We start from the raw sequence: 14065 nt of genomic DNA, 5'->3' as shown, positions 1-14065 counted from the left end.
ATTGATTAGAAATTTCTGAACAATGCATTCACATACACATTGCTACCATCCAATTTTGCACCTTTGGTAAATCCTGTAGCACCACCACCAATGTTGATCTCGTATATATGAGCCTCACCTCCTGTAACACTAACTGGAATATAAAACTTATTATCCTCTACACAGTCTAAAGTAAAAATATCTCTAAACGAAGCTTTAGGTAAGTTTAATTCTGTTACAGTTTTATTTTTCAGGTTTATTTCTGCTATCGTACCTGTATTTTGCAACAAATCGCCCCAAGTGGGTACAGCTGAATTACGTACAATATTAGCATAAGCAATACCGTTTCCTGCATACCAGGCATTCCATATAGAAATAGGTTCGTTATATTTAGCAGAAATATCAAATACGTAATCATCGTAGTCTCCATTCTTAATTCTTACAAACACAGATGGTTTATCTGCTACTCCTCCATTCCATAACTCACTAGTGATGTTATACTGGTAGATATCTCCATTTTCAGTTACAAACGATCCATTGGTACGATAACCGGCTGTAGATCCTGCTGATGCGTTAGATTGTAAAATTTCAGGATTCGTCATAGATGGGTAATCTAACCTTACTGTTACTAAAGATTCGATTGCCTGAGTCCAGTCCGGATCACTATATAACGAACCGAAGTAAATGTTATTACCTTGTACTACCGCATTAGACCATACATTTTCTAAACCATCTATTACAGGCATGGTAATATATCCAAAACTGCTTGCTCCAAATGTATCAAGATCTATAATAGCATAAGGCACACCACTATCTCCAGCGTTATTTAATAATAATATTTCCTCATCATTAACGACTTGTATGTAACGGAAAAAAGCACCAGCCGTTAAAACGGAGTTATCAATTGAAGCCACAAATACAGGTCCGCTAGGTGTTAATTCATATTTCTCCGTTAATCCTTCAGTGTTATTAAGGATGTATAAAAAACCATCTACAGTTACAGAAAGGTTTGCCCAGCCTTCAGATCCATTACCAAGTATAGAAATATTTCCAGACATCAAATCATCTGCAAGTGTATAGTATCCTTCCTCATCAATACTGGCACCTACAGTATATTTTGCATATTCAGGATTCGGAGGTGTATTATCATTATCATCGTTAGAACAGGACACTATGCTTAATCCTGTAAACAGCATTGCGCTTATGGTAAATAATTTAAATTGATTTAATTTTTTCATGATTTTAAATTTGATTATTGGGTTATTTGATAATTAATTTTCAGAAAAATTGCGCGCCCTGGCTTTTGTAACAAAAAATTGTCGTACACCTGTTCGTTGAATATGTTTGAAACATCCAAAGCCAAAACAAGATTCCTGGATGGAAAAGTGTATCCTACACCTGCGTCGAATGTTAATTGAGAAGGGACAACATTTTTATTTGCTGCACTCCCAAGACTAGGCCATCCCAGGAAAAATTCGTGAACATAGCCCGATTGAACGTATGCAAAAAGAGCACTGTTCCTTTGTATAAAATTGGGAACATTATACTCGATGCCCGCATTTGCCATAATATATGGTGTATTTCTTAAACGATCACCGTAGAGGATATTATCTCTTCCGTTTTCGTCTGTTTTCTGGTTGTTTTTATAGTTTAAATAAGTACCGTTAAGGTTCATTTTGAATTTTTGGTTTAAATCATAAACAATATCCATTTCTGCACCCACTCCTGCTATCTTTCTAATATTCTCAAAAGCACCAATTTCCTGTCCCCCTTGAACATTAAGCTGAAGTATATCTGTTACATTTCTGTAAAACGCATTCAATGCTACCTTTACGCCCTGGTGGGATCCAATTTTATACTTTCCTAAAACGGTTCCAATATTAACATTAAAGCTTTGCTCTGGCCTAATAAACGGATTACTTGTTATGGTTACTCCATTACCAAGAGCCTCCGTAGCATTTGGCAATCTCGTGGCCTGTTCTACAGAAGATTTTATCAAAAATTTGGAGCTAATCACATAGGAGGCTGCAAAACCTCCACCCCAGTTGGCCACATTATTTTTATGAACTATGGTTTCATCCTCAGTGGTGTAAACTAATTCATTAATTGAAGAATCAAAACCAAATCGTTTTAGGAAAACATTGGCATGCAACTTATCGTCAAATTTTACGGTTTCAAGGCTTATGCCTGCAAAATGAGATGCAATTTTTTGGGGCATAAGAAATGGAATTTCGTAATCTTCGGCAAAAGGGTCGTCACCTGTACGTTCTGTACTAGAATACAGGAAATTAAAACCAATCTTAAAATTTGATGGCAATTCATAGGAAATATTGGCTCTGGAAACAACAGACTTATCCTTCAAGGTATACAAAGACTTGCTGCCCCCACGTCCTATTTCACCACCAGATGGATTGTAACCTATTATTTTTCCACGCCAATCGTATCGGTTTGTTGTTGTATCGATGGTAGTCGCTTTAATATCCGAATAGCCCGCAAACACATTAACATCTAAACCTTCCGTAATTAAATCCTTTTTTTGATAGACTACACTTGGCATCAGCACTCGCTCATTATTACGCAATTCACCATAAACGTGACCCATGGTTTGACCTGTCTGAACCCCTTTTTTTTGGTCGGAAACAAGCATAGTAATAAAAAATTGGTCGGCCCATTTTTTTTGGACGAAACCTATATCCATCTTAGCTGTAGCTGTTCTAAAATCATCGTTAAATCGTTCAGCCGGATTATCTTTTGTAAAGTAAATCGTCCTTGCTGTGTTTTCTTCACCATAAAAAACACCGTCCCCCCAAACTTTATAGTTATTATCTGAATAAGTATAGAATGTTGAGAGTCTTGTCGTAAATCCTGATTTGGCTCTCCATTGCCCATGTAAGGCAGCTTGATGCGTGTTAAAAGAACCGAAAGAATAAGACGCTGATGCAAAATTTGAAACATTTTTATTGGTAACAAGATTGATGGCGCCTCCTAGTGCGTCCGATCCCAATTCTACCGGTACTACACCTTTGTAAATATCAACCCGGTCTATAAGAGCGATAGGTAGGTTATTGATAGAATAGGAAGAACCAAAATAGTCCATAGGAATACCATCAATAAAGAAGCGAATAGCATTTCCGGACATACCGTCTACGGAATATTCATATTCCGAACCCATTCCACCAGTTTTCCTAACCCGTATACCAGGGCTTCTGTCCAACACCTTGTTTAAATCCAGACTTTGGGATTTTAGTTTCTGGGTTTGGATAACATCAACGTTAAACCCTTTTTCTTCTATTTTCTCCTCTTGTGTCCTTCCCTTCACCACCACTTCATCCATAATAGCCACACTCTCCTCTAAATCTACATTCAAAATTAGTTCCTTACCATGAGCTAAGTTGATACTTTGAGTCTTGGTAGTGTAACCAATTCCAGAAAAAACAATGTTGTATGTACCCGGAGCAATATTACTCAATGAATAAAAACCTTCAGAATCGGTGGAAGTTACTGTATTAGTCCCTTTAAGCAAAATAGTTATTCCAAAAATGGATTGCTGTTTATTATCTGTTACTCTTCCCTTAATTTTTTGTGCCGATGTATTGGTGATGAATGCAATACATATAAATACTGTGGCAATATACTTGTTTATCAACTTTTCTTTTATTTAGGCTAAATATAAATAACAAAATTCGTATAATTGTTTTTTAAAAAAAAGAGGAATCGGTAAACGACATGACTAGTCCTGTCAACGACACAGTTTAAACAAATCAAAACCAATTAGCATCAAATTAGCGATAAAGCATATTATTAACCATGCAAAAGTTATCATCTTTCATCAGAAAACATTATTCTGAAATCATTTTTCAGTTTACTACCAGCATCGTACTATTTTTGTTTTTCTCCTTTCAACAGGAAGGAACAGAGCATGTATCCCTTTTGGCTTTAGCTGAACCTTATAAACTTGCTTTCTATTCTAATTATCTAATTGCAGCACAATTAATCAACTATGTATTTTTACCTCATTTATTTTATAAGAATAAAAATTTTCAGTTTTTAGTTTCGATCACAATATTGATTACAATTGTTATCCTGATTGATGAATACATATTAGAAAAAATTTATTTTCCAGAAACCAGAGGCACCTATTTCCCTGGCGTTTTGTTTACTCTAATAGAAACCTTACCTATTATAATCGTTATGATTTCCTTTAAATTTGCATGGGATTTTAATAAAAAACAAACTGAAATAGAAAAGCTCAAAAGCCTGGTAAAAGAAAATGAACTGCAATTTTTAAAGTCCCAAATCAACCCCCATTTTCTATTTAACAATTTAAACAACCTATACTCTTACGCCATAGAAAACTCTCCAAAAACACCTTCCATTATTCTGGAACTTTCCTCTGTATTGCGCTATATGCTATATGATTGCAAGGAAAATATTGTATTGCTTTCAAAAGAAATCGAGCAATTAAAAAATTACACAACTTTAAATGAGCTACGCATAGAACATCATGGAAATGTTCAATTTACAGAGAATATAACAAATTTCAATTTTAAAATTGCCCCTTTAATATTAATGGTTTTTATAGAAAATGCTTTTAAGCACTGTACTAATACCCAATCCGAGAATATTGTTATCGCTATACATTTAAGTATAAAAGAAGACGGCTTATTGACATTTATATGTAAAAACAGTTTTTTTCCTATAGAAACCACCTATAATCCCGCAAAAGGAATCGGTCTGGAAAATGTAAAAAAAAGATTGGCTTTGTTATATCCCAAGACCCATAAACTTTTTATATCAAGTATAGACAACATGTACGAAGTTAAATTAACCATGCAATTAAAACCTATATAAATGTTAACTTGTATTATAATTGAAGACCAGCCACCTGCACAGCGTATTTTACAAAAATATATTGCTGAAACTCCTGATTTACTATTAAAAAACAAATTTACAGATGTGCTGCAAGCTAAAATATTTTTGGAGACCGAACATGTAGATATTATATTTTTGGATATCCATTTACCAAAAATTTCCGGAATGTCTTTTTTAAGAACCTATGAAAATTGCCCTGCAGTGATTCTTACAACTGCTTATTCTGATTATGCTTTGGAAAGCTACGAATACAATGTTAAGGACTACTTATTAAAACCGTTTTCCTACGAGCGTTTTCTTCAAGCAGTTTCAAAAGTTTATTCAACATTTGAAAATGATAACGAGCCATTATTTATAAAGTCCGGATATGATTTGATAAAAATTAAACAGCAAGATATTATTTATATTAAATCGGATGGTGATTATACTGAGGTATATGCTTTAGATAAAATGCATTTGTCCTCAGACTCCCTGAAGCAATGGTTGGACAAATTAAATGAAGATTTCTGTCAAATTCATAAATCCTTTATTGTAAACATAAATTATTCACAAAAGATTTCTGGCAATAAGCTTTTTATCCTTAACGATACAATACTGCCAATTGGCAGGGCTTACAAAAAATATTTTGTTAAAAAATATATTGAATAATTATATTATTTTTTATTTAAGTTTGAAACCTATTGCTCTTTGATTAAATTAATTATTTAGCATATATTTTTACTTCATCACAACGAAATCTTCTGGTGGTTCGAGTCCAGTTCCCGGTACTAAAAAAATCTTCACAGTAATATGAGGCTGTTTTTATGCACCAAAATTAAGGAACACTAACAAGCCTTTTAAATAATTTTCCAAAAAAAAGCTCCAGATTTCCCTGAAGCCTTTATCTTTTTTTTTTAGCAGTAGTTTACCAATCTAATTTCACCAAAGCTACCGCCTGACGTTCCAACTGTACAGGCACCATCGTTTTTCCCGAAGTTATTTTTATTTTCTGAGTCGAAATACTCTTTAATTTCCCTGATTCTTCTAATGTATCTATTTGTTGTTGTGTAGGATTCTGAGGTGAACCCATTTTTTTCCAGACTTCATACGAATTGCTGTTTTCCTTATCAATCATATAAACTGTAAGCTGAGCCTTTTTTACAGGGATATTTTCAATTGTTACATTTGCCGTTTCAGTAGCTCCCGGTTTGTCATCGTCATGGTAGTTCCAAACCATCACCGCTGCTGATTTTGTATCTTTAGTTGCCAAAACTCCAATATCTGATTGCTCTCCACGAACACTGGATTGAACTACTTCTTCCAGAGAATACATACGGTTACTTTCAGCTTCTAATCTTGTACCAGTCATCATACCGAACATTCTGAAAACATTCAAAACAGGTTTATCCACTCCATTAGTAGCTAAATCTCTGTAACCATAAAACCAAGGCTGATTTTCAAACTCAAACGACCAGGATACCGCTCCCAGAAAATTAGCTTTTGTTTTATCTGCCAATAAATACTTTCTGGCAAAACTTGCAGCGGTATAACTGGAATACATGGTTCCGTTTCGATACGCATTTTCCGGATTGGTAGCCATACCACAAGCCGCACATCCTTCAGGATCAGACTCGCCTATTATTAGAGGTAGGTCTTTAGTTTCAGGATAGGACATCGCCATATTAAATCCGGTTTGAATATCATTCAGTTGTGGAGCCATATTCATTCTTACTGCTCCATCCACTAATTTAGGCGAACCTTTAGCATGAAAAAGTATCGCATCCATAGGCGAACCTATTTTTCCTGTGGCATAATTAGTTCCGCTGATACAATGTTTTATAAAATCATTAGTCCATTCCTGAGCGCCTTTGCTTCGTGTTCCTGCAATATTGATTCCTCCTATTTTTGCTGTAGGCAAGGCTCTTTTTAAACCATCAGCGGCATAATCATATAATTTATAGAATTCTTCGCGGGTTCCTTTCCAGTAATGTCCATTAGGTTCATTCCAAACTTCCCAATACCAGCTTTCTACTTCTTTCTGACCGTAACGTTCCACAGAATGTTTTACCCATTCGTAAACCAGATTACGCCATTTGTCATAATCTTTTGGTGGATAAGCCCAACCCGTAATAATATCTGTATAAGGATCACCGGGTTTCCAGTAATGACGGTAAGGAGCCGGATGTGTCGAAAGTGCTTCGGGCATAAACCCAATTTGCGCCAGCGGTTTCATGCCGCGTGAAACATAAGTATCAAAAATACTGTCTACAATTCTCCAGTTATAAACCGGATTTCCATCAGCGTCTTCTGTATACGCATTTGTTGAACCCCATTTCAGCGCTGCAATACCATCACCACTTACCAGTAAACTATGTGTTCGCACATATACCGGCACAGGACTTAGTTCTGCAATTTCAGTAAGGAGTTTTTTTCCGTCTTTCATATAAGTATAATTAGGCTCATCATAGCCAAACCATGCCCATACGGGTTTCATAGGTCCAATTTCTTTAGTAAGATCTACTTTGATTTCAGGATTTTGAGCGTGTAGTGCTGCTGCTGTATATACGGTCAAAATAACAGCCAGACAACGTTTTAGTGGTTGATACATAGGTTGGTTTATTGCTTACGGAATTACCGTAAAGTTTATATTTTTTTACAATAGGTTTACTTTTATTCAACAAAGTTGATAAAAAATTATCAGAACAGCATTATAATCAGTATCTTTATTTTCGAATTTATTTTGGCACAAAAAATAATTAGCTTGGACAATTGTAAAATTTAATTGTTCTTTATTTGTGACAAAAATGAGTTTAGACAAACTATTTGAATACTGGCATTTTGGAAAACAAAGCACAAACTAAAAGCAAAACAGAAAACAATCTTGAAGTAGGCGAAAGAATTCGCCTGTTGCGTATCAATCAAAAACGCACTTTGCAAGAAGTGGCAGACAGCTGCGACTTGTCTAAAAGCATGATTTCTAAAATAGAAAACAACAAAACCATACCATCAGTAGCGACCCTGGTAAAAATTGCTTCTGTTCTAGGCACTACTATATCGGGCTTACTGGAACAGCATGGCTGGAATAAAGCCATTGTTACCAGCCGTAAAGAAGCTGTTGAAAAACTGGTTAAAACCGAAAAAGGCTATATGATATTTCCCTATGCATCAGAATACCACCAAAAAAAGATGCAGCCGTTTTTGTTTGTTGCAAGAAAAGGCGAAGTGATTCCGCACCAGTTATCACACGATGGCGAAGAGTTTGTGTTTGTGGTCGAAGGCGAAATGAAAATGCAGGTTGGCGATACCGAATACATCCTGAAAACAGGAGACAGTCTATACTTTAACGCCTTACAAAAACACGGAATTATCCCCATAACCGATGAGGTTAGTTATATTGATATTTTTGTTTGACAAAACTAAACTTCTGCTTTTTTTTTAAAAGAACTCTTTAACCCCAAAAAGTTTAACTACTTTTGCACCCGCAATGGTTTGGCTCTGTTTTTCGACAGCGTCAACTAAGAGGGAATCAGGTGTAAATCCTGAACAAGCCCGTTACTGTAAGTTCCATGCAACATTTTGACAGATTTCACGAAAATGAATTTTTCTGAAAATCAAACTTTTTGCCACTGTCTCGTTCCAACGAGATGGGAAGGCGGATCAAAATGGGAACAAGTCAGGAGACCTGCCACTGCATATCAACTGAAGCTTTCGCGGACCAGAGCTTTCAACACAAATAATCAAAGTAGCATTTGATTTACAATTTTTCCGAAACTACTATTTTTTAGTAAAATAGATTTATATGCCTCTATGTAAGCTTAGATTATATGGTGGGTTTGTCTTGCTCGTATGGATTTTATTCACAAGTTCTCTATACGCGCAGGCTAAACTGACTGTAGTCCTAAAAGAAAAGGACTCTTTAAAAACACAACATCTGAGTGAGGTGATTGTGCCTTCAGGCAAGCGGGAATTTAAAGTAGCATCGCCAATGCCTGTACAAATTTTATCAGGCAAGCAACTGGAAAAACTCAACAGTTTATCGGTTGCTGATGCGATTCGTTATTTTTCAGGAGTTCAACTAAAAGACTATGGTGGAATTGGCGGACTCAAAACCATCAATGTACGAAGTCTGGGAAGTGCACATACCGCAGTTTTCTATGACGGTATGAGCATCAGCAATGCACAAAATGGTCAGGTTGATTTGGGTAAATATTCTTTGGACAACATTGAAGCCATTGAATTATACAACGGACAAAAGTCAACTATTTTTCAGCCGGCACGGGGATTTTTTGCTTCCAACACGCTTTATTTACGAACTAAAACACCTGAATTTAGTGACGGTAAAAACATCAAAATCCGAACTAATTTAAAGACAGGTTCTTTTGGACTTTTTAACCCTTCGTTACTCTACCAACAAAAATTATCCGAAAAATTTGCTCTAACTGCCAGCACTGATTGGACAAAAGCCGATGGTAAATACAAATACCGCTACCAAAAAAAGAATGGCTACGATACCACAGCGGTTCGTCAAAATGGAGATATCGAAGCTTTTAGAGGTGAATTGACATTACATACTCAATTGAACCCATCCATCAAAGGTTCGCTAAAAGCCTATTTTTATAATTCGGAACGTGGATTGCCCGGTGCTATAGTGGCCAATAATTATGAGCATTTTCAGCGACAATGGGACCGGAATTTTTTTGTTCATGGAACGATTCAGAGTTCATTTGATAAGAAATTCGAATTGCTTGTCAATCTGAAATACAGCAAAGATTACAGCCGCTACAGGGATCCGGATTATAAAACACTGGAAGGCGCATTAGATAATAAGTATTATCAGAATGAATTTTATACTTCTGTTGCCACACTTTACACCATTAATTCCTGGTGGAAAACTTCTTTGGCTGCAGATTTTTCGATAAATACCCTGGATGCTAATTTATACCGTTTCCCCTATCCTGCCCGTTATTCGTATTTAGGTGCATTATCCAGCGAAATGAACTGGAATCGACTGGACATTCAAGTCAATCTTCTGGGAACTTATGTTGACGAACAGGTGAAATATTTTCAGCAAGGAGACAGCCAAAGAATTTTTTGTCCCGTTTTATCGGCTTCTTTCCAACCTTCAAATAACAAAAATTTCCGAATTAGAGCTTTTTATAAAGAATCTTTTCGATTGCCTACTTTTAATGATTTGTACTATACATTCATTGGTAACAGCTCATTAAAACCGGAATTCACCACACAATATGATTTTGGAAGTACTTACATTATTGAGCCTAAGAAGTTTTTACAATCAGCTTCCTTTCAGGCAGATGTCTATTATAACAGAGTAAAAGATAAAATTATCGCCATTCCATCTACTAATCTTTTTAGATGGACGATGGTTAATCTGGGAGAAGTGGATATAAGGGGAGCAGAAATAAACAGCAATTTTGTATTCAAACTTCCGTCACAAGTCTTTTTAGACTTAGGCTTGAGTTACACCTGGCAAAGAGCAATTGATATTACCCCAAACAGCAGTACCTACAAAAATCAAATTCCCTATACTACTATAAACAGCGGCACTTTAACGGCTGCTATTAATTGGAAAAACTGGCAAATAAATTATAGTTTCATGTACACAGGCGAGCGCTATAGCCAAAAAGCAAATATCGCTGTAAACTACGTGCAACCTTGGTACACCAGTGACATGGCTGTAATTTGGAATGGTAAACTAGCGCATCTTCCTGTAAAAATGGGTGTAGAAGTCAACAATTTTTTCAATCAATATTATGACGTAGTACTCAATTTCCCCATGCCCGGAAGAAACTACCGACTGAATCTGTCTCTAAATTTTTAAATAAATTCCTATTGCAAATGAAAAAAAATCTCAATTTTTATTATCTATTCACTTTGTTGGTACTTCTTTTTCAAGGATGCCAAACAGATGATGCCATTATCCCGGAAGACAACATAGCATTACCTCCTGAAACACTTACTTCTGTTGAAGGATTTTATCTTCTTAACGAAGGAAATATGAGCATGAACAAAGCTTCATTAGATTATTATGACTACGAAACAGGTAATTACAGACGAAACATTTATTCACAAGCTAACCCGGAAGCTACTTTAGGTTTAGGTGACGTAGGAAATGATATAGGTGTCTATGGTTCAAAAGTATATGCCGTAATCAATAACTCAAACAAAATAGAAGTTATGGATGTCAAAACTACCAAACGTATAAAAGTGATTGATGTAAAAAACTGTCGCTATATCACATTTTACAATGGAAAAGCCTATGCCAGTGCCTATGATGGTGAAGCCCAATTGGGTGATAATTCACCTAATGGATTTGTTGCCGAGATTGACACCACATCACTAAGCATTACCAGAACGGTAAAAGTGGGACGCCAACCCGAAGAAATGGCTGTAGTAAATAACAAACTTTATGTAGCCAATTCAGGTGGATACAGTCCTCCGAATTATGAAAGAACAATCTCAGTAATTGACCTAAACAGTTTTACTAAAACAAAAGATATTGATGTTGCTATCAATTTACACCGTCTTAAAGCCGATGAAGATGGTGATTTATATGTAAGTTCCCGTGGCGATTATTATGAAACTCCTTCTCAATTATATGTTATCGATACTAAAACAGATCAGATTAAAAAAGTATTTGATATTGCCTGTTCCAATCTATCTATTGCTGGAAATAAAGCGTATGTCATTGGGTCTGAATTCAGTTATACCACTTTCGACTACATTATTAATTATTCTGTAATCGATATAAAAACGGAAACCCTGCTTAACGAATCATTCCTGCCTAAAACTATCAGAGATGCAATTAAAACGCCATATGGAATTGCTGTAGATCCTGTTTCACTAAATGTGTATATCACTGATGCCGGAGATTATGTTTCTCCCGGAAAACTCTACTGCATAGATAAAGAAGGTAATACCAAATTCACAGTTACTACCGGAGACATTCCTGCACATATTGCTTTTAAATTCAAAACAACAATAAAACAATAACCTTTACAATGAAAAAAATGAAAAAAAATCTATTTGCTCTTTCTTTAGCAATCTTATCACTAACGGGATGTTCTGATGACGAAATAAGTTCTCCTGAAATCCAAATTCAGGAACCTGAAAATGGTTTTACTTTAGACAAAATGCAATGGCTTCGCATTCAGCCCGAAATTAAAAACACCAATAACGCTACATTTATATGGTCATTAGACGGAGAAGAAATAGCTGCAACAGCTAATTTAAACTATGTTTTTGCAGAAGCAGGAACACATAGTCTTGAATTAAAAGCAAAAAATGATGGTGGCGAAAACACTAAAACCTTTACAGTAACTGTTAACGAAAAAACGTATTTGAATAAAATCACTCAGGTTTTTGAATTTTTCCCTGCACCGGGACAATCTGTCAATAAGATTCCGGCAGCCACAGAAGATGACACCAGTGAATCTATGCGGGTAAAAGCGCAAACTGCGCTGAAAGCAGGAAACATGGTTAGTCTTGGTGGTTTTGGCGGTTATGTTACATTTGGTTTTGACCATACTGTAATCAATAAAGAAGGAAATGATTTCATTGTAAATGGAAATGCACTTACTACTTGGGCAGAACCGGGAACTATTATGGTTTCTTATGATGCCAATGGAAATGGAAAAGCCGATGACGAATGGTATGAAATTGCAGGTTCTGAATACAATAAGGAAACGACCATAAAAAATTATGAAATGACGTATTACAAACCGGAAGCTGAACCTGCAAATGCAAGTGAACCTAACTATATTAGATGGACGGATAACCAGGGACAAACAGGTTATATCTCTAAAAACTCTTTTAACAAGCAGGCTTATTACCCACTGTGGAAAGGAGAAAGCATCACTTTTAAAGGTACTTTCCTAAAATCTAATATTGCAGGTAGCGGCAATAGTTGGTCTAATCTTCCTTATGAATGGGGTTATAGCGACAACTGGGCAAACACTAATGAAAAAGCACAAATTAACATCGACTGGGCTGTAGATAAAGATGGTAAAGCGGTGAAATTACAGGGAATCGATTTTGTGAAAGTGTACACTTCCAACCGTGCTGAAGGCGGATGGCTGGGAGAAGTTTCTACCGAAGTATCCGGTTTTACAGATTTGAATCTTGTAAATTAGTAGTGCTGTAGTTTATTATCATTTTATTAGCCAGAAAAACAGCCGCAAGAATAATTTCCTGCGGCTGTTTTTAGTTTAAAATATAAAATTCAGAAAATTACAAATCATACCATTCCTTTTCAGTTGATTGAGAGTTGTTTCCTAAAATATTCTTCAGTGTGTATTTTGCTGCTTCCGATTTAGTTAACTGATGTGTCCACGGAGCTCTCTGCTTTGGTTTAAAACCTTCGCCTTTATTTTCGTATTCGGCAAAATAAGCCGTTTTTTCATTCTCAGGATTCCCCCAGTTATCCCATCCTTCGGCAGCTATACGATTGGGTAATTCACAATTTATAAATACTGATTTCCCCCAGGCTCTCCACGGACGCCCCAGATGCATTTTGGTTACTTCATCAGCTAAAGTAACTTTACAGTCTAAAAAAACAAACCCAAAATCCTTGTCTTTAGGTGTGTTGGGAGCCGTAATATAGGAATTAGACTTACAGTGAATCACGCAATTTTTAAAAACAGCCGTTGCAGGTCCAAAAATAAAATCGGTAGTTCCCTCAATATAACAATCTGTAAAAAACTGTCTGGCATATTCTCCTCCGTTGTAAATAGTATCCTGATTTCCCAGAAACTTACAATTTTTAAAAACCGCTTTATCGGCATCAACAAACAAAGCAACCGCCTGACCTACTCTTCCTGCAGCATTTTCGAAAGTAATATTCTCTGCTTTGAACCGGTTTCCGCTAATTTTTACGGTATACGAATCAAAAGTTCCCATTTTTCCCCTGCCGGAATAATCGTTAAAACTCATGATGGTTTTATCTACGCTTTCCCCAATAAAAGTTACATCAGTATTAATGGCCTGTAGTTCTACTTTTTCATTATAAGTACCGTTTTTAATATACAAAGTTATCGGTGCCAAAGGAAAAACCCGCATCGCATTGATAGCATCCTGAATGTATTTATAATCACCGCTTCCGTCTTTAGCAACAACAAAATTATATTTGTATTTCTCGGGATTCGATGTTTGCGCCATCACATAAGAAGCACTACTAAAGAAACACAACAGGAGTACAAGAGCTGTTTTTTTCATAAAA

10 protein-coding genes and 1 riboswitch are annotated in these 14065 nt (G+C 35.9%); of the genes, 6 read left to right on the top strand and 4 right to left on the bottom strand.

Annotated features, from left to right (window positions below; all coding sequences use genetic code 11):
• Nucleotides 1-5: 5 nt before the first annotated feature.
• Nucleotides 6-1217, bottom strand: a complete 1212-nt coding sequence (locus tag ACSV4D_RS01880; protein WP_408081127.1) for a hypothetical protein — start codon at nt 1215-1217, stop codon at nt 6-8.
• A gap of 14 nt (nt 1218-1231) precedes the next feature.
• Nucleotides 1232-3625, bottom strand: a complete 2394-nt coding sequence (locus ACSV4D_RS01875; protein WP_439226915.1) for a TonB-dependent receptor — start codon at nt 3623-3625, stop codon at nt 1232-1234.
• A 161-nt stretch (nt 3626-3786) separates the two neighbouring features.
• Here ACSV4D_RS01875 and ACSV4D_RS01870 point away from each other — a divergent pair, with 161 nt between their 5' ends.
• Both ACSV4D_RS01870 and ACSV4D_RS01865 read left to right on the top strand, forming a co-directional pair.
• Nucleotides 3787-4830, top strand: coding sequence for a sensor histidine kinase (locus tag ACSV4D_RS01870; RefSeq protein ID WP_439226914.1), 1044 nt, complete (start codon nt 3787-3789; stop codon nt 4828-4830).
• Complete coding sequence (locus tag ACSV4D_RS01865) at nt 4831-5499, top strand: LytR/AlgR family response regulator transcription factor (protein WP_439226913.1); 669 nt, start codon at nt 4831-4833, stop codon at nt 5497-5499.
• 256 nt (nt 5500-5755) lie between these two features.
• On the opposite strand, the gene ACSV4D_RS01860 is transcribed toward ACSV4D_RS01865, so the two are convergent.
• The gene (locus ACSV4D_RS01860; RefSeq protein WP_439226912.1) at nt 5756-7438 is read right to left on the bottom strand and encodes a GH39 family glycosyl hydrolase; all 1683 of its coding nucleotides are present in this window, start codon (nt 7436-7438) and stop codon (nt 5756-5758) included.
• A 230-nt stretch (nt 7439-7668) separates the two neighbouring features.
• On the opposite strand from ACSV4D_RS01860, the gene ACSV4D_RS01855 reads away from it, so the two are divergent.
• The 4 genes from ACSV4D_RS01855 to ACSV4D_RS01840 all read left to right on the top strand — a co-directional run bounded on the left by ACSV4D_RS01855 (nt 7669) and on the right by ACSV4D_RS01840 (nt 12980).
• On the top strand, nt 7669-8241 hold the full coding sequence (locus ACSV4D_RS01855; protein ID WP_439226911.1) for a helix-turn-helix domain-containing protein: 573 nt from the start codon (nt 7669-7671) through the stop codon (nt 8239-8241).
• Nucleotides 8242-8298: 57 nt separating this feature from the next.
• A riboswitch (cobalamin riboswitch) is annotated at nt 8299-8534 on the top strand.
• Between the two features lie 95 nt (nt 8535-8629).
• On the top strand, nt 8630-10669 hold the full coding sequence (locus ACSV4D_RS01850) for a TonB-dependent receptor plug domain-containing protein (RefSeq protein ID WP_439226910.1): 2040 nt from the start codon (nt 8630-8632) through the stop codon (nt 10667-10669).
• 17 nt (nt 10670-10686) lie between these two features.
• Complete coding sequence (locus tag ACSV4D_RS01845; RefSeq protein WP_439226909.1) at nt 10687-11841, top strand: YncE family protein; 1155 nt, start codon at nt 10687-10689, stop codon at nt 11839-11841.
• A gap of 17 nt (nt 11842-11858) precedes the next feature.
• Nucleotides 11859-12980 (top strand): PKD-like domain-containing protein, encoded by a 1122-nt coding sequence (locus ACSV4D_RS01840; protein WP_439226908.1) that lies wholly within the window; start codon nt 11859-11861, stop codon nt 12978-12980.
• 97 nt (nt 12981-13077) lie between these two features.
• On the opposite strand, the gene ACSV4D_RS01835 is transcribed toward ACSV4D_RS01840, so the two are convergent.
• Nucleotides 13078-14061: a pectinesterase family protein gene (locus ACSV4D_RS01835; protein WP_439226907.1), complete on the bottom strand. Its 984-nt coding sequence runs from the start codon at nt 14059-14061 to the stop codon at nt 13078-13080.
• Nucleotides 14062-14065 lie beyond the last annotated feature (4 nt).

This window comes from Flavobacterium sp. ARAG 55.4, from assembly GCF_051846875.1.
Lineage (GTDB): Bacteria > Bacteroidota > Bacteroidia > Flavobacteriales > Flavobacteriaceae > Flavobacterium > Flavobacterium plantiphilum.
This window is presented reverse-complemented; position numbering and strand designations above follow the sequence as displayed.

Excerpts from the sequence above, each read along its gene's own strand:
- ACSV4D_RS01840 (WP_439226908.1), top strand. The coding sequence starts at position 11,859 with ATGAAAAAAAATCTATTTGCTCTTTCTTTAGCAATCTTATCACTAACG.
- ACSV4D_RS01860 (WP_439226912.1), bottom strand. The coding sequence starts at position 7,438 with ATGTATCAACCACTAAAACGTTGTCTGGCTGTTATTTTGACCGTATAT.
- ACSV4D_RS01845 (WP_439226909.1), top strand. The coding sequence starts at position 10,687 with ATGAAAAAAAATCTCAATTTTTATTATCTATTCACTTTGTTGGTACTT.
- ACSV4D_RS01880 (WP_408081127.1), bottom strand. The coding sequence starts at position 1,217 with ATGAAAAAATTAAATCAATTTAAATTATTTACCATAAGCGCAATGCTG.
- ACSV4D_RS01865 (WP_439226913.1), top strand. The coding sequence starts at position 4,831 with ATGTTAACTTGTATTATAATTGAAGACCAGCCACCTGCACAGCGTATT.
- ACSV4D_RS01835 (WP_439226907.1), bottom strand. The coding sequence starts at position 14,061 with ATGAAAAAAACAGCTCTTGTACTCCTGTTGTGTTTCTTTAGTAGTGCT.
- ACSV4D_RS01870 (WP_439226914.1), top strand. The coding sequence starts at position 3,787 with ATGCAAAAGTTATCATCTTTCATCAGAAAACATTATTCTGAAATCATT.
- ACSV4D_RS01850 (WP_439226910.1), top strand. The coding sequence starts at position 8,630 with ATGCCTCTATGTAAGCTTAGATTATATGGTGGGTTTGTCTTGCTCGTA.